This window comes from Kocuria sp. WRN011, assembly GCF_002295155.1.
GTDB lineage: Bacteria > Actinomycetota > Actinomycetes > Actinomycetales > Micrococcaceae > Kocuria > Kocuria carniphila.
Genome location: NZ_NSGI01000009.1, coordinates 88598 through 104422, shown reverse-complemented (window position 1 = coordinate 104422; position 15825 = coordinate 88598). Strand labels below are relative to the sequence as shown.

At 66.8% G+C, this 15825-nt stretch carries 16 protein-coding genes; 10 read left to right on the top strand and 6 right to left on the bottom strand.

All coding sequences use genetic code 11. From position 1 onward, the window contains the following. Positions 1–57: 57 nt before the first annotated feature. Genes CKW39_RS12975 through CKW39_RS12965 form a run of 3 tightly spaced genes read right to left on the bottom strand, consistent with a single transcriptional unit; the run spans position 58 to position 2509 of the window. On the bottom strand, positions 58–942 hold the full coding sequence (locus tag CKW39_RS12975; protein WP_095798533.1) for an SDR family oxidoreductase: 885 nt from the start codon (positions 940–942) through the stop codon (positions 58–60). 53 nt (positions 943–995) lie between these two features. Then, positions 996–1691 (bottom strand): class F sortase, encoded by a 696-nt coding sequence (locus CKW39_RS12970; protein WP_095798532.1) that lies wholly within the window; start codon positions 1689–1691, stop codon positions 996–998. A gap of 41 nt (positions 1692–1732) precedes the next feature. Next, positions 1733–2509: a hypothetical protein gene (locus tag CKW39_RS12965; RefSeq protein WP_095798531.1), complete on the bottom strand. Its 777-nt coding sequence runs from the start codon at positions 2507–2509 to the stop codon at positions 1733–1735. Between the two features lie 274 nt (positions 2510–2783). Between CKW39_RS12965 and CKW39_RS12960 the strand changes: the two genes are divergently transcribed. The 5 genes from CKW39_RS12960 to CKW39_RS12940 all read left to right on the top strand — a co-directional run bounded on the left by CKW39_RS12960 (position 2784) and on the right by CKW39_RS12940 (position 7528). Then, entirely contained in the window at positions 2784–3560 is a 777-nt protein-coding gene (locus CKW39_RS12960; protein ID WP_371514770.1) for a sigma-70 family RNA polymerase sigma factor, read from the top strand. Continuing rightward, positions 3557–4429: an anti-sigma factor domain-containing protein gene (locus CKW39_RS12955; RefSeq protein WP_158222951.1), complete on the top strand. Its 873-nt coding sequence runs from the start codon at positions 3557–3559 to the stop codon at positions 4427–4429. Before CKW39_RS12960 ends, CKW39_RS12955 begins: the two co-directional genes overlap by 4 nt. A 132-nt stretch (positions 4430–4561) precedes the next feature. Continuing rightward, a complete protein-coding gene (locus CKW39_RS12950) occupies positions 4562–5356 on the top strand; it encodes a hypothetical protein (protein WP_095798529.1) in 795 nt (264 codons plus the stop codon). Beyond that, positions 5353–6147 carry a hypothetical protein gene (locus CKW39_RS12945; RefSeq protein ID WP_095798528.1) on the top strand — a complete coding sequence of 265 codons (795 nt, stop codon included), beginning with the start codon at positions 5353–5355 and terminating at the stop codon, positions 6145–6147. The genes CKW39_RS12950 and CKW39_RS12945 overlap by 4 nt, the downstream gene beginning before the upstream one ends. A gap of 193 nt (positions 6148–6340) precedes the next feature. Beyond that, positions 6341–7528, top strand: coding sequence for a Fic family protein (locus CKW39_RS12940; protein WP_254049417.1), 1188 nt, complete (start codon positions 6341–6343; stop codon positions 7526–7528). Between the two features lie 119 nt (positions 7529–7647). Here the strand turns inward: CKW39_RS12940 and CKW39_RS12935 are convergent, their stop codons facing one another. Genes CKW39_RS12935 through CKW39_RS12925 form a run of 3 tightly spaced genes read right to left on the bottom strand, consistent with a single transcriptional unit; the run spans position 7648 to position 10006 of the window. After that, positions 7648–8094, bottom strand: coding sequence for a MarR family winged helix-turn-helix transcriptional regulator (locus CKW39_RS12935; protein ID WP_095798564.1), 447 nt, complete (start codon positions 8092–8094; stop codon positions 7648–7650). A gap of 41 nt (positions 8095–8135) precedes the next feature. Further along, the gene (locus CKW39_RS12930; protein ID WP_095798527.1) at positions 8136–8798 is read right to left on the bottom strand and encodes a CE1759 family FMN reductase; all 663 of its coding nucleotides are present in this window, start codon (positions 8796–8798) and stop codon (positions 8136–8138) included. Beyond that, positions 8795–10006, bottom strand: a complete 1212-nt coding sequence (locus CKW39_RS12925) for an LLM class flavin-dependent oxidoreductase (RefSeq protein WP_095798526.1) — start codon at positions 10004–10006, stop codon at positions 8795–8797. Before CKW39_RS12925 ends, CKW39_RS12930 begins: the two co-directional genes overlap by 4 nt. 164 nt (positions 10007–10170) lie before the next feature. Here CKW39_RS12925 and CKW39_RS12920 point away from each other — a divergent pair, with 164 nt between their 5' ends. From CKW39_RS12920 to CKW39_RS12900, 5 genes are all read left to right on the top strand, one after another. Continuing rightward, positions 10171–10650, top strand: coding sequence for an ABC transporter substrate-binding protein (locus tag CKW39_RS12920; RefSeq protein WP_095798563.1), 480 nt, complete (start codon positions 10171–10173; stop codon positions 10648–10650). Between the two features lie 5 nt (positions 10651–10655). Continuing rightward, positions 10656–11624 (top strand): cation diffusion facilitator family transporter, encoded by a 969-nt coding sequence (locus CKW39_RS12915; protein ID WP_095798562.1) that lies wholly within the window; start codon positions 10656–10658, stop codon positions 11622–11624. Positions 11625–11695: 71 nt separating this feature from the next. Then, positions 11696–12454 (top strand): LamB/YcsF family protein, encoded by a 759-nt coding sequence (locus CKW39_RS12910; RefSeq protein ID WP_095798525.1) that lies wholly within the window; start codon positions 11696–11698, stop codon positions 12452–12454. Then, complete coding sequence (locus CKW39_RS12905; RefSeq protein ID WP_095798524.1) at positions 12451–14082, top strand: 5-oxoprolinase/urea amidolyase family protein; 1632 nt, start codon at positions 12451–12453, stop codon at positions 14080–14082. Before CKW39_RS12910 ends, CKW39_RS12905 begins: the two co-directional genes overlap by 4 nt. Beyond that, positions 14079–15818: a biotin carboxylase N-terminal domain-containing protein gene (locus CKW39_RS12900; protein ID WP_095798523.1), complete on the top strand. Its 1740-nt coding sequence runs from the start codon at positions 14079–14081 to the stop codon at positions 15816–15818. The genes CKW39_RS12905 and CKW39_RS12900 overlap by 4 nt, the downstream gene beginning before the upstream one ends. Positions 15819–15825 lie beyond the last annotated feature (7 nt).

Below are 15825 nucleotides of genomic sequence, written 5' to 3'. Positions count from 1 at the left end.
GCCCTACCCTGCAGTAAGGCCCCATTAAATGGCTCACCAGGCCCATCGCACCCGAAATTACCCCAGATAGAACCCGCCGTCCGAGGTGAGCACCTGACCGACGATCCACGCGCCGTCGTCCGTGGCGAGCCAGCTGATCAACTTGGCAGGGTCCCCCGGTTCACCAAAACGGCCGAACGGCTGAGCGTCGAGCAATTCCTGCACGCCCTCGAGCGAGCGATCCGTGGCGTCCGGCGTCAGGTACCCGGTATCGACGGGGCCGGGGTTCACGGTGTTGAGCACGATACCCAGCTCGAGCAGCTCCGCCGCCACCGTGGCGGTGACCCCCGCGAGCGCGGCCTTGCTCGTGGCATAAGCGACCTCGCCGCGCATGGGCCCGTGCCCCTGACCCGACGTCATCCAGAACACGCGACTGGTCGGCTTGCTGAATTTCTTGTCGTGCCCGTTACCCAATCGATCGCCCGGCCTCGCGGCCTCGGTAGGTCTATCGGTCTTGAGCAGGGCGAAGGCCCGCGTCAGCAACAGGGTGGAGCGGGTGTTCGTGTTCCAAAAGGCATCCAGCGCCTCGGGTGTCATGTCCAGGATGGAGCCGTCTCCGCCGCTCTTGGCGTGATTGCACACCAGAATGTCCAGGGATCCGGTAAGCGCGTGCGCGGCGTCGACGAGCGGCTGGATCTGCCCCGTGTCCTGCAGGTCTGCGCTCATCTCACCCAGCACGGCACCTTCGGTGAGTTCGGCCCGCACTTCGCCGACGACGCCGCTCAGGTCGTCCGCGCCCCACGGCTGATCCTGGTCGTGCGGGCCGTAGTGGTGGATGAACACGCTGGCCCCCAGGCGGGCAAAGGCGCGGGCCACGGCAAAGCCGATCCCGCGGCGTCGTGACACCCCGGTGACCAGCGCGGTCTGTCCGGACAGCGGAAGGGACGCTCGCGAAACGCTCATGGCCCCATCCTCCCAGGATGATTTCCCGGGATACCAACGCCGCCCTTGCAGGTTCACGTGGTGAGGGTCGCGTACACCACGTAGTTGTCCCCGAAGTTACCGGTCGCGGGGTCGTAGCCGTCGCAGGTGATCAGCCGCAGCTCGGCCCCCGGGGTGTTGCCGTAGACCTTCAGGGTGGGGAATTCGTCCTTGGCGTAGGCCTCCCCGCGATCGACCGTGAATGTAGCGGTGCTCCCGTCCTGCCGGGCAACCTCGATGGTGTCCCCGGGACGCAGTTGGCGAAGGTCCGCAAAGACTCCGGGGCCACCACCCGTGGCGTTGACGTGACCGAGCAGCACTGCCGGGCCGCGCTCGCCGGGCGTGGGTGAGCCGTCGTACCAGCCGGCCGGGGACCCGGGAGGCTCCGGTGGGACCTCCAGGGAACCGTCCTCGCGCAGGCCCAGGTGCAGTAGTTCGGACCTGGTGCCGGTGGCCGGGATCGACAGGGACTGCGGGTCCGATGCGGCCAGCACTTTTTGCGCGGGCCCGGAAGCGGCTGCCGACGCGGCCGTGGGGCTGGGAACCGGGGCGGCCGCCGAGGTGCTGGGGACCGGAGTGGCTGTCGAGGTGCTGGCCGAGGCCACGGGGACCTCACCTGTGGCCCCGGACTCCGGAGTGCCGCCGGAGGTGCAGCCGGTAAAGCAGAAAAGGGCAGCGATCGCCGCGCAAGCCATCAGGCCTGCGCGGCGATCTGTGCTCGAACCCGTCATGGGAGTCGAACTCCTTCGTGCCGGATCAACATGCGAATCGGTCAGCTCCGGGCGCGGCGGTGGGCCACGAACATCCCGGAGGCGGCCAATGCCACGGCACCGACACCGGCGGCGGCCACTCCAACTGTCGCACCGGTGTTCGTGTCCGTCTCCACGCCGGTGTCGGCTCCGCCGTTCGGCATGGCCGCCATCTGCGACGCGCCCAAGGTGCCACACGCGGCCGGCAGGGTCGCGGCCAGCGGCAGCTTGGGATCCAGACTGGATTTCTTCTCAGCCGCGGCGGCCGGCATCTTCGCGGGGTCCACACCGTGGACGACCACAACCGCGTTGCCGTCCTTCAGGGACTGCGCGGTCTCCGCATTGAGATCGAAGGTCCGCTCATAGGTGTAGGAGCTGCCTCCGGGGAAGCGGTCCACGGCCAGGGCGGAATCCGCACTCGTGTCACCCTCGGTCGTCAGGGACGTGCCGATCATGCCGTAGAACGGGTGGCCCTCGGGCGTGCTGACCACGCCATCGCCGTCGGTGTCGGCGGAGGCCGGCGGACAGACTCCCTGAGCACTGATGTGAATGTGCTGGGCGTGCGGGAACGGCCCGTCCATGAAGGTCTCCGCGGCACCGGTGACATTGACCGTGACGGTGGCCTGGTTGCCGTGGACGTCAACCATGGCCTCACCGGTGGTGCCGGAGTTGTTCATGGTGTTCAGGGTCGTCTGGGTCGACCACATGTCGCCCTCGTGGGCCATGGCCGGGGCGACCTGCAGCGCCAGGGCGCTCAGGGCCAACGTGGGAACGGCGAGCAAACGCAACTTCTTGTTCATGATCGGTTCCTTACTTAGCGTGCGGGGGGTGCTTTGTGCTGGTGTTACACGGGGAGTTCGGTGCCGATCGCTGCCCGGATGGGTGAGCTGAGAAAAACCTTAAGATTTCTTTTCGCGGCGCAACCACGCCCGAGATAGAACCATCCGCCCGGGGTTCGGCTACGAACTCCCCCATGTGAACCCTTTCCTCCGGCCCTCTTCGCCTCGCCACGGTCCAGCCCTGCCCGGACGCATCTGGCCAGGAAACCGCCCGGTCACGGCACACTGCGGGGGCATGTGCCGGTGGTGCCACGATGTCCGGGGCGTGTGGCAGTATTCACACTGGAACAACATCGACCGCCCCCGTGAGAAGTACTCGTGTCGAAGGGATGACCAGTGGGAAAGCATGTTTGAGCCCGGCCCAGGCCGGAGAACCCCCCGTGATCCTCTTCCCGGCTCCCCGGACGAGCCAGCCCCCCAACAGCACACAGCCTCACGGCCGCACGTAGAATCCGATGAGGGCAGGGGAGAAGACCTTACGCAACTGCTGCTGCGCAGCGCTCGCGGAGACGAAGCCGCCTTCGCCGCACTCTATGACGCCACCGCGTCCAGGGTTTACGGACTCACGAGACGGCTGACGCGGTCACCGGAGCTTGCCGCGGAGGTTGTCCAAGAGGTCTACCTAATGGCCTGGCAGCAAGCCACCCGCTTCGATCCGAGCCGCGGCTCCGTGGCCGCCTGGCTGTCCACTCTGGCCCACCGCCGCGCCGTGGATCGGATCCGGCAAGTGGTGCAGGAACGGGGCAGAGAACAAGTTTATGAGAGTCGGAGGGTGGGGGCACCGATGGATGCGACCTGGCAGGAGGTCGAACAGGACATGGACACGCGCGAAGTTCGGACGGGTCTGGGAGCCCTCACGCCGCTGCAGCGCGAGGCCGTCACCATGGCGTATTACAACGGATGCACGTACCAGGAGGTGGCCCAGCGGCTGGACATCCCGTTGGGCACGGCCAAGGCCAGGATCAGAGACGGTTTGAAGAGGCTCGGTACGGCGCTGGGGGCGCAGCAATGAGCCACGACATCCCAGAGCCCGGTCTCGCCCCCGACGATCTTCATGACTTGGCCTCCTTGTACGCCGTGGACGCCTTGGACCCCGCCGAACGGGCGGCATTCGAGTCTCATCTGGCCGACTGCCCACCGTGCCGGGCGGAGGTTGCCCGCTATGCCGAAACCACGGCCCAGCTGGCGGCCGCGGTGGCGCAGGACCCGCCGCCCGCCCTGCGCACCAGTGTCCTGGATGCCATTCACGGCACCCTCCCCTCGCCCGCGCACCTCGACACGAGCGCGGCCACGGCCACGGCCACGGCCACGGCCACGGCCCAGCCTGCTGCCAGGGATCCCGAGCGGCAACCTGCCAAGGGTACATGGGGAGACCGCGCCCGCTCCGACAGGGGCTCGCACGTGTCGCTGGACGCGCTACGACGTCGTTATCGTCGCGTGCTCGTCGCCGCCGTGTCCACCGCTCTCGTGCCCGGGGTGCTGGCGGGCGGGTGGGGCCTGGGGGTGCAGGCGGAGCAGCGGCAGCAAGAACACATCGTGGCTCAGGAACAGGACCGCGAGAATCGGCTGCTGGCCGCCTCGGACGTCACCACGCGAAGCCTGGATGTGGGGGGCCGGACAGGCACTTTGGTCGTGTCCCGGGAGCAGAACACTGCCATGTTCGTCTCCGATGACCTGCCCGCCCCCGGGGAGAACAGCGAGTATCAACTGTGGTTGATGGACGGCGATACGCCGGTTCCCGATGCGCACTTCACCGGAGGCCAACTGCGCACCTGGCTCACCGGCGATGTGGCCGAGGCCGACGCCGTGGCCATGACCATTGAACCCGCCGGCGGTTCCACCACCCCCACCCTGCCGCTGGTGGCCAGCACCGAAATCTGATGTCGTAACCCATCCGGCGCGGCGCGGGCTCCGAACATGTGGTGAAACACCAGCAACGACCACCGCACCGCTCGGCGCCCCCGCCTCTCGAAGGCACCGTCGAGTGCGGCGCGGGAATCAGGGAGAGACATCATGGCATTCGATATTGATCGGTACACCCAAGCGGCCACGCCGGTCACCTGGGAGGACCTGGACTACGAGGTCTTCCGCGATCACCCCCTGCCGCCGGACACTCTGCGCACCTTGCGCTACATGTGCGAGATCGAGTTCCACACCGTGTGCTATCTGCGCGACATGCTGGTCAGTCCCTCACGCAAGGATCCGGAGGTGGGCACGTTCATGACCACCTGGAACTGGGAAGAAATCTGGCACGGGGAAGCCCTGGCCCACGTACTGGGCCTGCACGGGATCACGGTGACCTACGACGTGCTCAAGGCCAAGCGGATGAAACTCGGGTGGCGGGATCGGTTCAGCCCGGTCAAGCAGTCACTGCTGTCCAACATTGTGGGCATTGATTTCGTGGCGGTGCACATGTTGTGGGGCTCCATCAACGAACGGTCCACCGCCGCGGCCTACAAGCGCCTGGCCGCGCTTGAGGACAGCCCCGTGCTCGGCGAACTGCTGCGCAGGATCGCTTCCCAGGAGGCCAAACACATTGCCTTCTACACCACCCAGGCCCGCGCGCGGTTACAGGACAACTTACGCGCCCAGAAACTGGCCCGCCTGGCCCTGCGCACCGCGTGGCAGCCGGTCGGCTCCGGGGTTTCCCCCGAGGCCGAGGTCGACCACGTGTTACGACACTTGTTCTCCGGCCCCGAGGGGCGCAAGGAAGTCCTCGCCATAGACCGCCACGTCGCCAAGCTGCCCGGCATGGCGGGGCTGAACCTGGTGGCCGAGACCTTGGATTCCCGGGGAGTGCCCGCATGAGTGCTCCCACCTTCGACGTACGCGCGTACATGCGCAACCCCTACGTCATGTACCCCGCGGACCTGGACCTGGGGACAATGGGCTCGTTGTCGGGACCGGCAATGGAGACGCTCAACTACCTGTGGACGGTGGAGAGTCATGCATTGGACCGGATGCGCGATCTGTTGGTCACACCCACACACGCCGAATCCAGGGTGACCGCCTTCCTTTCCACCTGGGCCCACGAACAACACTGGCTGGGCGCAACCCTGCAGGCACTCCTGAGCGCCAACGGCCGGCCTCCCCGAGAACCCGGCGACACACAGCTCGGACGTATCCTGCGGGCCTGGGACGACCGGTGCCGACCCACCGTGGCCGCCATCGGCACCAACCTCCTGAACGCGGACATCACCGGGGCGCACATGGTCACCGGGTGGTTGGACACCGCCGTGGTGGCAACGGTTTATCGGCGGCTGGGCGGCATGGAGCCCGCGCTGGGAGATCTCATGCGCACGGTGGGTCGCCTGAAGGACCGGCACATGGCTTTCTACGCTCCCGAGGCCCACAACCGCCTGGCCGACGCCGCCTCGGCACGCCGGGTCGCCCGCGTTGCGGTGAGCCGATGGCGTTTCCCCGGCACCCGCTACGCCGGCCCGGCACCGGCTCGCGCCGCAGTTGCCGGTTTCTTCGCCGACCCCGGTGTCCGCGGTGCCGTGGCGGAGCTTGACCGCACCGTGGCCACGTTCCCCGGCCTGACCGGCGCCCACCCGGTGCGAACGGCACTCGGGCATCTGACCGTCGTGACCATCTGATGCCGCCTTACTGCACGGTAGGTCGCCCTACCCTGCAGTAAGGCCTCACCATATGGCCCACCCGGTGTCCGAAGGGCGTGCCATCGCCAGGACAACAGCGTGCCTATGTCCGTTATTGAGACCAGAACGCATGATTGTCTCAGTAAGACCTTTATTGAGATAATTGTTGTTAACAGTCTCAATAAGGAGTCCCATGTCCGCAGCCACTTGGCCCGCGATCGGCCACGAAACCCACCGCTGGGATCACCGCGACCCCATGGCATCTCATCGCGCACGGATTCGGAACACCGGGAATTTTGCGGCGGCGGTCGCCCCCCAGATCTCCTCGCTGACTCCGGATCTCCCCCACAGCATTCACGCGTCCGCGCACAATGCCACGGCCGCAATGTTGAGTTTCGACCGGGAGTCGGGCGGATTGGCCTCGCTGCCGTTCGCAGCGGTCCTCTTGCGCGGCGAGTCTGCGACAAGTTCCCAAATCGAGAACCTCACCGTTCATGCTCGCAAGCTGTCCTTGGCTGCCGTGGGAGCACACGTCGGCGGAAATGCAGAGTTGGTGGCCCGCAACGTAGCGGCCATGCGCGCTGCCGTTGACGCCGCTTCTCGCCTGGATTCCGACGCCATCCTCACCATGCACCGCGTGTTGACCGCGGGCGTTCAGCACGATGCGGGTGAATATCGGAAGGAATGGGTGTGGATCGGTGGCGAATCACCGGTCACCGCTGCATATGTGGCGCCTGAGTATCCTCGCATTCCCCCTGCCATTGAGGACTTGATCCACTTCTTGCACCGTCGCGACCTGGATCCCACTGTTCAGGCGGCCATCGCCCACGCCCAGTTCGAAACCATCCACCCTTTCACCGATGGCAATGGGCGGACCGGGCGGGCCATCGTGTCCTCGCTCCTCCGGGCCCGTGGGACGGTGCAGAACGTCACCATTCCTATTTCCTCGGGATTGCTCCACGACATCGACGATTACATCGATGCACTGAATGACTACCGGACCGGAAACCCAGCTTCCATCGTGGCGTGTTTCTCCAATGCCGTTCTGGGGTCGCTTGCTAACGCGGATCAGCTGATCAACGACATCCGCGCCTTCCACAGGCAGGTCCTGGATTCCCGACGCCGCGTCACCGCACCACTGCGCGCGGTTGCCGAGTTGTGCTGCTCGGAACCCGCCTTTACGGCAGGGATGGTGGAAGACATCGCCGGCATCTCGAAAGCAACCGCCTACCGCACGGTGGATTCACTGACCGAAGCCGGGTTGTTACGAGCAGAGCGGTCCATCAAGGTACGGGGCCAAAAAGTGTGGGTGGTCCCAGCTGTCGTGAGAGCTCTGGACGACTTCGCGGAGCGCGCCGGTCGCAGGAACGTCGGCTCCTGAACTCCGAAACCATCTGATGCCGCTTTACTACACGGTAGGGCCTGCTACCGCGCAGTAAGGCCGCATCAGATGGCACGCGCCCGCGGTGACGGGCGGCCAGCCCCCGCGGGAAGCGGGGGCTAACCCAGCAACCCGCTCACCCGACGCATCAGCTCGGCCAGGCGAGCGGCGTCGTCGCCGTGGAGGGCGGAGAAGAACAGTTCTTGGACGTCGCGCGCATGGGCGGGGCGCAATTCCCGAAAGGCCCGTACACCGTGGGCGGTGAGCACCGCCTCCCAGCCCCGGCCGTCACATTCCGCCCGACGCCGCTCCACCCACCCGCGTGTGCCCAGCACACCGATCTGGTAGCTCAACCGGGACGGTGAGAACACGAGCCGCTGGGCCAACTCCCCCATGCGCATGCGGTGTTCCGGGGCGTTGTACAGCAGCAGGAGCAGTTGGTAGTCCATGAGGGAGCACCCGTGGGCCTTGAGTCGCTCCTCGATCCGCGCCGTGAGCCGGGCGGTGGTTTCGAAGTAGAGCTGCCACGCATCCCATTCCTGCTGGGACGCGTCACCCGAATCCATCGCGGCCTCGGACGGCTCGGACGCGCACCTCACCGTGTCGCTCACGATCCCACCGAGGCCAACAGGCTCGCGAAATCGGGGACGTTGCTGAACTCGTCCTTGACCTCGCGGCGCAGACCGGGGCGGGCGGCGTCGTTGTCGAGCGAACCGGACGCGCCACCGGCCGACCCCGCCAGCATGACAGCCGCGAGCGGGGCGCCCACGCGGTCGATGCGCCGCTGCAGGTCCTGGCGCCCCCAGTCCTCGGAGGCCGCGTAAATGCCCAGCGGCAACACGAGCGCCTTGAGATAGCTCAGCAGCGGGCGCAGGGCGGTGTCGAGCACCAGCGAGTGGCGCGGCGACCCGCCCGTGGCGGCAACCACGGTGGGCAGGTTCTCCAGGGCAGATTCGTCGATCACGTCGAAGAACTGCTTGAACAGCCCGGAGTAGGACGCCTTGTACGTGGGCGAGGCCGCGACCAGACCGTCCGCGGTGAGCACGGTGTCGATCGCGTCCTGCACGGCCGGGGAGGCCACGTGCGTGATCATCATGTCGGTCAGCCCGTGGGCCAGATCGCGCAGCGCAATGACCTTGATCTCCACGTGCTGTCCGGCGTGTTCGACGACGCCGCTCGCGGCCTTCGCGATCGCCTCACCCAAGCGGGTGGTCGTGGAGTCTTCCGATAGCCCTGCGGTCACCACCGCGAGGGTCAAACGATCAGTCATGGTGTCCTTCTCTCTGCTGACGGTGGGGAATTACTTGGAGTTCTCGTGCTCGCGCTGAGCGGCTGCCGCCTGCTTGGTGCGGTCCTTGGCCGCCGGGGCTCCGGGCCGCCACCGGGGATCGGGTCCTTGCCGGCCTTGTGACGGGCCACCTGGGACTCGTGGGTCGGAGCCTCGGGCACGTGAGCCGGGCGCAGCGCGTCGAATTCCTTGCGCAGCACCGGGAAGACTTCTTCGCCCAGCAGATCCATTTGCTCGAGCACGGTCTTCAGGGGCAGGCCGGCGTGGTCCATGAGGAACAGCTGACGCTGGTAGTCACCGGCGTAGTCACGGAAGGACAGAGTCCGCTCGATGACCTCCTGCGGCGAGCCCACGGTCAGCGGGGTCTGGGACGTGAAGTCCTCCATGGACGGGCCGTGGCCGTAGACCGGTGCGTTGTCGAAGTACGGGCGGAACTCACGCTTGGCGTCCTGCGAGTTCTTGCGTATGAACACCTGCCCACCCAGGCCCACGATCGCCTGATCGTAGGAACCGTGACCGTAGTACTCGTAGCGCTGACGGTAGAAGTCCACCATGCGCTCGGTGTGCTCCTTGTTCCAGAAGATGTTGTTGTGGAAGAAACCGTCGCCGTAGAACGCGGCCTGCTCCGGAATCTCCGGGGATCGAATGGAGCCGTGCCACACGAACGGGGGCACATCGTCCAACGGGCGCGGGGTTGCGGTGAAACCCTGCAACGGAGTGCGGAAACGACCGGAGAAGTCCACGTTCTCCTCGTGCCACAGGCGGTACAGCAGCTGATAGTTCTCCACGGCCAACGGGATGCCCTGCCGGATGTCCTTGCCGAACCAGGGGTACACAGGCCCGGTGTTGCCGCGACCCATGGTCAGATCCACGCGACCGTCGGCAAGGTGCTGCACGTAGGCGTAGTCCTCGGCGATGCGCACCGGGTCCGTGGTGGTGATCAGCGTGGTGGCGGTGGACAGCTGGATGTTCTTGGTCTGCGCGGCCACGTGCGCCATCAGGATGGGCGGGTTGGCGGGAGCCACGAACGGCGGGTTGTGGTGCTGGCCGGTCGCGAATACGTCCATGCCCAACTCTTCCGCCTTCTTGGCGATCGCCACGGTTGCCTTGATGCGCTCGTGCTCGCTGGGGGTCTTGCCGGTGGTGGGGTCCATGGTGACGTCACCAATGGTGAAGATGCCGAGTTGCATGGATGCCTCCTGTGTCGTGGCTGACGACGCCGCTGCGGTAGTCCCGCCGGCCCGTTCCGTTGGTCTTTCAAATTTGAACTACCTACATAATGCACCCGACGCGAGATTTATTCCACGGAAAGTTTCCGGATGTGGGCAAGGGCACTTTGGCTTATGGTGTTGCCATGAAAAAGGTCATCAGGAGGCTGACGGTGCTCCTGGTTCTCGCTATGTCCCTGACCGGTTGCGTGACCCATTACCCGGCCGATCCCCACGGCACCCTGGACCGGGTGACCGACGGAGTCCTGCGCGTGGGTGCCACTCATGATGAGCCCTTTGTATCCGTCGAGGGTGGTGAGCCCACCGGTGATGAAGTGCGCCTGGTGGAAGAGTTCGCCGACACCCTAGGTGCGCGCATTGAATGGACCACCGCGAGCGAGGAACACCTGGTCACGGAGATGGAGCACGGTCAACTGGATCTCTTGATCGGTGGGATGACCATGGACACGGAATGGCAGAAGAAAGTGGGCCTGACTCGGCCCTACAAGGAAACAGTCAACGCGTACGGCGAGACCGAGAAGCACGTCATGGCCGTGGTCAATGGTGAGAACGCCTTCCTCCTGGAACTCGATCAGTTCCTGCAGAGCAGCGGAGGCCAGTCGTGAAGCGCATGGCAAGCCCCGCGGACAACGAGCACCTGCCCGATGAGATCTCCCGCGCGGTGCAAAAAGCGGTGCGCCTGGAGTGGGCCACCCTGGGCATGCTGAGTGTGACGGTGGTTCTGGTCTTTCTGGTGATGGGCAATTCCCAGGCTATGAAAACGGCGTGGATCGAAGACATGCTGTCCATGGTTCCGCCCATCGCTTTTCTGATCGGCGTGCGCGTCACCCGCAAACCCGCCAACGCCAAACATCCGTTCGGCTATCACCGTGCCATCGGCATCGCCCACCTGGTGGCGGGAACCGCCCTGTTCGTCATGGGCGGTTACTTGATCGTGGACGCGCTGATCAAACTGATCACGGTCGAACACCCGACCATCGGCGGCATCAACCTGTTCGGCCACACCATTTGGCTGGGGTGGCTCATGATTTTGGTGCTCTTGGTCACCGGCATCCCGCCCGTGATCCTGGGGCGTATGAAACTCAAGCTCGCCGAGCCACTGCACAACAAGGTGCTCTATGCGGACGCCGACATGAACAAGGCGGACTGGATGACCTCGTTCGCCGCCATTGTGGGCATTGCAGGGATCGGCCTGGGTTTGTGGTGGGCGGATGCCGCGGCGGCAATCGTGATTGCCACGTCCATCGTGAAAGACGGCGCCACCAACCTCTCCGCTGCCGTATCCGGCCTCATGGATGGTCGGCCCACCACGGTGGACAACAAGAAACCCCACCCGCTCATCAACGATGCACAGGAGTTCCTGCAGAACTTGGACTGGGTGCGTGCGGCCAATGTGCGCCTCCGTGATGAGGGCCAAGTGTTCCAGATCGAAGGATTCGTCATCCCCACGTCCCTGGAGCTTGCAACGCCCGAACGTCTCGAAGCAGCCGAGAATGCGCTGTTCGACCAGGACTGGAAAATTCGCGACGTGGTGATCGCGCCGGTCGCCCACCTCCCGAACGTGGTGGAATCGGAGTAACCGGCCGTAATTGTTGAACAATCTCCGCCAGTGGGGCATTCTGGAACTCACCAATGAGACGGAGGTCACGCATGACGATCATCGATCTGAACAGCGACGTGGGCGAGTCGCTCGGCAACTGGAGCATGGGCGACGACGCCGCAATCTTCCGGTCGGTCTCCTCCGCCAACGTGGCGTGTGGTTTCCACGCCGGTGATCCGAGCGTGATGGCGCAAACCTGCCGGGACGCCGTCGACGCCGGTGTGACCGTGGGCGCGCACGTGGCCTACCGGGACCTGGCCGGCTTCGGTCGACGTTTCCTGGACTGCTCCCCGCAGGAGCTCGCGGACGATGTGCTGTATCAGATGGGCGCTCTCGAGGCGATGGCTCGATCCGCGGGCACCAAGATCAAGTACGTGAAACCGCACGGCGCCCTCTACAACACGATCGTGCATCACGAGGTCCATGCCCAGGCCGTGGTGGATGCGGTCAAGGCCTTCGGTGGCGACCTTCCGCTGCTGCTCCTACCCGGATCCGTGGCCCTCAAGAAGGCCGAGCAGGCCGGACTGCGCGCGGTGGCCGAGGCGTTCGCGGATCGCGGTTACACGCCGGAGGGCACGTTGGTCTCCCGCCGCGAAGAAGGCGCCATCCTGCACGACCCGGCGGAGGTCACCGAACGCATGATCCGCCTGGCCGAGGACGGCACCTTGAGCGCCGTGGACGGTTCCACCGTACGGATCCGGGCCGAGAGCATTTGCGTGCACGGTGACACCCCCGGCTCCGCCGCAATGGCCGCGGAGGTTCGCGCGGGCCTGGAGCGCGCCGGCGTGCAGGTCCGGTCGTTCGTATGAGCCAGGATCCGCCCACCGGTGCTGCGCCGTCGACGGTCTCCCTCCGCTGGGCGGGGACGCGGGCCTTCTTGATCGAGTGCGCGTCCCTCGAACACGTCATGCGCTGGCACGCCCATCTCAGTGCACATCCGTATTCCAGTCAGTTGGACGTTCTCGCCGCAGCCGAGACGGTGCTGTTGACCTTCTCTTCACCCGCGGCCGCGCACAAGGCCGCGAGCGACGTCGTCACCGCTCGCCTGGGCGATACCGACGCGGCGACCGGTAAGACCGTGGAGATCGACGTGGTGTACGACGGCGAGGACCTGGCCGATGTGGGCGAGCTGACCGGGCTCGGCGAGCGCGGCGTGATCGAGGCGCACACGGGTGCGGAATGGACGGCCGCGTTCGGCGGTTTCGCGCCGGGGTTCGCGTATCTCGTGGCCCCCGGGGATCCGCTCGAGGTGCCGCGCAGGGATTCCCCGCGCACCGCGGTGCCCGCCGGATCCGTGGCGCTGGCGGGGCGGTTTTCCGCCGTGTACCCGCAGCGTTCACCGGGCGGTTGGCAGTTGATCGGCCGCACCAACGCCACACTCTGGGACCTGGGCCGGGACGAACCCGCGCTCATCCGCCCCGGGGACACCGTGCGCTACCGCGCGGTGCGCGAGCAGGTGGCGGTGCCCCCGGCGGCACCCGCCGAGGGCTCCGTGGAACCCGCGCAGGCTCTCGTGGTCAAGGACCCCGGGATGCAGTCCATGTTGGAGGACCTGGGCCGCCCCGGCCTCGGAGACCTGGGTGTGCCTGCGTCCGGCGCGGCGGATCACGTGTCCGCAGCGCAGGCCAACCGCATGGTGGGCAACGAGTCCGGTGCCACGGTCATTGAGTCTCTGCTGGGTGGCCTGTCGGTAACCGCGCGCGGCCACCACGTGCTGGCGCTGTCCGGCGCCCCCGTGGACGCCACGGTCAGCGGTCAGCAGGGCGAGAACCCGCTCCCCCGGGACATTCCCTTTGCCCTCTACGACGGCGAGACCCTCACCCTGGGCACCCCGCACACCGGCCTGCGAACCTACCTCGCGGTGCGCGGTGGTTTTGGCGGGCCCACGGTGCTGGGCAGCCGCTCCACGGACGTGCTTTCGCGGATCGGCCCGGAAGCGCTGACCGCAGGAAGCGTGATCGAGGTGCGCTCCGCGGCATCGCGCCCGGTGGGACGCCCCGAGGCCCCGGCGGTCACCCTGCCCGAACCGGGCCGACGCACCGTGCTGCGCGTGACCACCGGACCCCGCGGCGACTGGTTCACCCCGGCCGCGCTCGAGACCCTCACCCGTCAGCAGTGGCGGGTCAGCAGCCAGTCCAACCGCGTGGGCGTGCGCTTCGAGACACCCGAGGACGGGCGGGCCCTGGAACGCGCCATCACCGGCGAGCTGGCCAGTGAGGGCGTGGTCACGGGATCGCTGCAGGTCCCCCACTCCGGGGTTCCGGTCCTGTTCCTCGCCGACCACCCCGTGACCGGCGGTTACCCGGTGATCGGCGTGGTTGTCCCGGAGGACCTGTCGCTGGCCGCACAGCTTCCACCGGGGTCTGCGGTCCGGTTCACGCTCGTTGATGCACCCCGCCCCGCGCACGCACCCGAAACCTCAGGAGAGTCAGCATGAAAAAGGTCTTGATCGCCAACCGCGGGGAAATCGCGGTCCGCATTGCCCGGGCCTGCACGGATGCGGGGCTGACCTCGGTGGCCGTCTACTCCGAACCCGACGCCGATTCCGTCCACGTGCGCATGGCCGACGAGGCCTACGCCCTGCCCGGCTCATCCTCCGCGGACACCTATCTCAAGATCGAGGCTCTGCTCGACGTGGCCGACCGCGCGAATGCGGACGCCGTGCACCCCGGCTACGGGTTCCTGTCCGAGAACGCGGACTTCGCCCAGGCCGTGTCCGACGCCGGCCTCACCTGGATCGGCCCGTCCGCCGAGGTCATCCGCACCCTCGGCAACAAGGTGACGGCTCGCGAGATCGCCGTTCGCACCGGCGCCCCCTTGGTGCCGGGCACGGACGGGCCCGTCGAGGACGCAACCGCGGCGCGCTCGTTCGCCGAGGAACACGGATTGCCGATCGCCATCAAGGCGGCCTTCGGCGGCGGTGGCCGTGGGATGCGCATTGCACGCACCATGGACGAGGTCGAGTCAGCGTTCGACGCAGCGGTGCGCGAAGCGACGTCCGCGTTCGGACGGGGTGAATGCTTTGTGGAGCGCTTCCTCGACAAGCCGCGCCATGTGGAGGCCCAGGTCATTGCGGACACCCACGGCAACGTGACCGTGGTGGGCACCCGCGACTGCTCGCTGCAGCGGCGCAACCAGAAGCTCGTGGAAGAGGCTCCGGCGCCGTTCTTGAGCGATGAGCAGCGGAGGACCATTCACGAATCGGCCCGGGACATCTGTCGCGAGGCCGGCTACACGAGCGCGGGCACGGTCGAGTACCTGGTGGCTCCGGACGGGCTGATCTCGTTCCTGGAGGTCAACACGCGCTTGCAAGTGGAACACCCCGTGACCGAGGAGACCACCGGGGTGGACCTCGTGCGCGAGCAGTTCCGCGTGGCCGACGGGCAGGCCCTGAGCATCACCGAGGACCCCGCACCGCGCGGGCACGCCTTTGAATTCCGGCTCAACGCGGAGGATCCGGCACTGGGATTCTTGCCGACGCCCGGGACCGTGGAGGTCTTCCAGACTCCCACCGGCGCGGGAATCCGGGTGGACACCGGTGTCCGTTCCGGCTCCGTGGTGCCACCCCATTACGACTCGATGCTGGCCAAACTCATTGTCTGGGGTCAGGACCGGCAGCAGGCACTGCGGCGCTCCCGGGCTGCCCTGGCGGAGCTGAGCATCAAGGGATTGCCCACGGTGGCACCGTTCCACCGCGCGGTGGTGGAGCACCTCGATTTCACCTCTCCCGATGAGCTGGGCGTGTACACCACGTGGATCGAGGATGCGTTCACGCAGCAGCTGGAGGCGTCCCCGTACGTGACCTCCGGCGCCGCCGAGCGCACCACCCTGACCGTGGATCTCGACGGTAAGGCCGTGCAGCTCGGACTCCCCACCGCCATGGTGGAGGCGCTGCTGCACGGCGGTGGTGCCGGCGCGGGCGGTGAGGCGGTGGCGGCGTCGACCGCACATGGAGCCTCGGACACCACGCTGGCCGCGCCCATGGACGGGACGGTCGTGAAGTGGGCGGCGGAGGACGGCGCGAACATTAGCGAGGGCGACACCGTGCTCGTGCTCGAGGCCATGAAGATGGAGACTCCCGTGCGCGCGCATCGCTCCGGCACATTGACTCGTGGCGAGCCGAACGAGGGCGATGCCGTCCGCAAGGGGCAGGCGCTGGGCGAGATCGCCTAGCGCGGTG

Excerpts from the sequence above, each read along its gene's own strand:
- CKW39_RS12930 (WP_095798527.1), bottom strand. The coding sequence starts at position 8,798 with ATGACTGATCGTTTGACCCTCGCGGTGGTGACCGCAGGGCTATCGGAA.
- CKW39_RS12970 (WP_095798532.1), bottom strand. The coding sequence starts at position 1,691 with ATGACGGGTTCGAGCACAGATCGCCGCGCAGGCCTGATGGCTTGCGCG.
- CKW39_RS12950 (WP_095798529.1), top strand. The coding sequence starts at position 4,562 with ATGGCATTCGATATTGATCGGTACACCCAAGCGGCCACGCCGGTCACC.
- CKW39_RS12915 (WP_095798562.1), top strand. The coding sequence starts at position 10,656 with ATGGCAAGCCCCGCGGACAACGAGCACCTGCCCGATGAGATCTCCCGC.
- CKW39_RS12935 (WP_095798564.1), bottom strand. The coding sequence starts at position 8,094 with ATGGATTCGGGTGACGCGTCCCAGCAGGAATGGGATGCGTGGCAGCTC.
- CKW39_RS12920 (WP_095798563.1), top strand. The coding sequence starts at position 10,171 with ATGAAAAAGGTCATCAGGAGGCTGACGGTGCTCCTGGTTCTCGCTATG.
- CKW39_RS12925 (WP_095798526.1), bottom strand. The coding sequence starts at position 10,006 with ATGCAACTCGGCATCTTCACCATTGGTGACGTCACCATGGACCCCACC.
- CKW39_RS12955 (WP_158222951.1), top strand. The coding sequence starts at position 3,557 with ATGAGCCACGACATCCCAGAGCCCGGTCTCGCCCCCGACGATCTTCAT.
- CKW39_RS12900 (WP_095798523.1), top strand. The coding sequence starts at position 14,079 with ATGAAAAAGGTCTTGATCGCCAACCGCGGGGAAATCGCGGTCCGCATT.
- CKW39_RS12945 (WP_095798528.1), top strand. The coding sequence starts at position 5,353 with ATGAGTGCTCCCACCTTCGACGTACGCGCGTACATGCGCAACCCCTAC.
- CKW39_RS12910 (WP_095798525.1), top strand. The coding sequence starts at position 11,696 with ATGACGATCATCGATCTGAACAGCGACGTGGGCGAGTCGCTCGGCAAC.
- CKW39_RS12960 (WP_371514770.1), top strand. The coding sequence starts at position 2,784 with ATGTGCCGGTGGTGCCACGATGTCCGGGGCGTGTGGCAGTATTCACAC.
- CKW39_RS12965 (WP_095798531.1), bottom strand. The coding sequence starts at position 2,509 with ATGAACAAGAAGTTGCGTTTGCTCGCCGTTCCCACGTTGGCCCTGAGC.
- CKW39_RS12940 (WP_254049417.1), top strand. The coding sequence starts at position 6,341 with ATGTCCGCAGCCACTTGGCCCGCGATCGGCCACGAAACCCACCGCTGG.
- CKW39_RS12975 (WP_095798533.1), bottom strand. The coding sequence starts at position 942 with ATGAGCGTTTCGCGAGCGTCCCTTCCGCTGTCCGGACAGACCGCGCTG.
- CKW39_RS12905 (WP_095798524.1), top strand. The coding sequence starts at position 12,451 with ATGAGCCAGGATCCGCCCACCGGTGCTGCGCCGTCGACGGTCTCCCTC.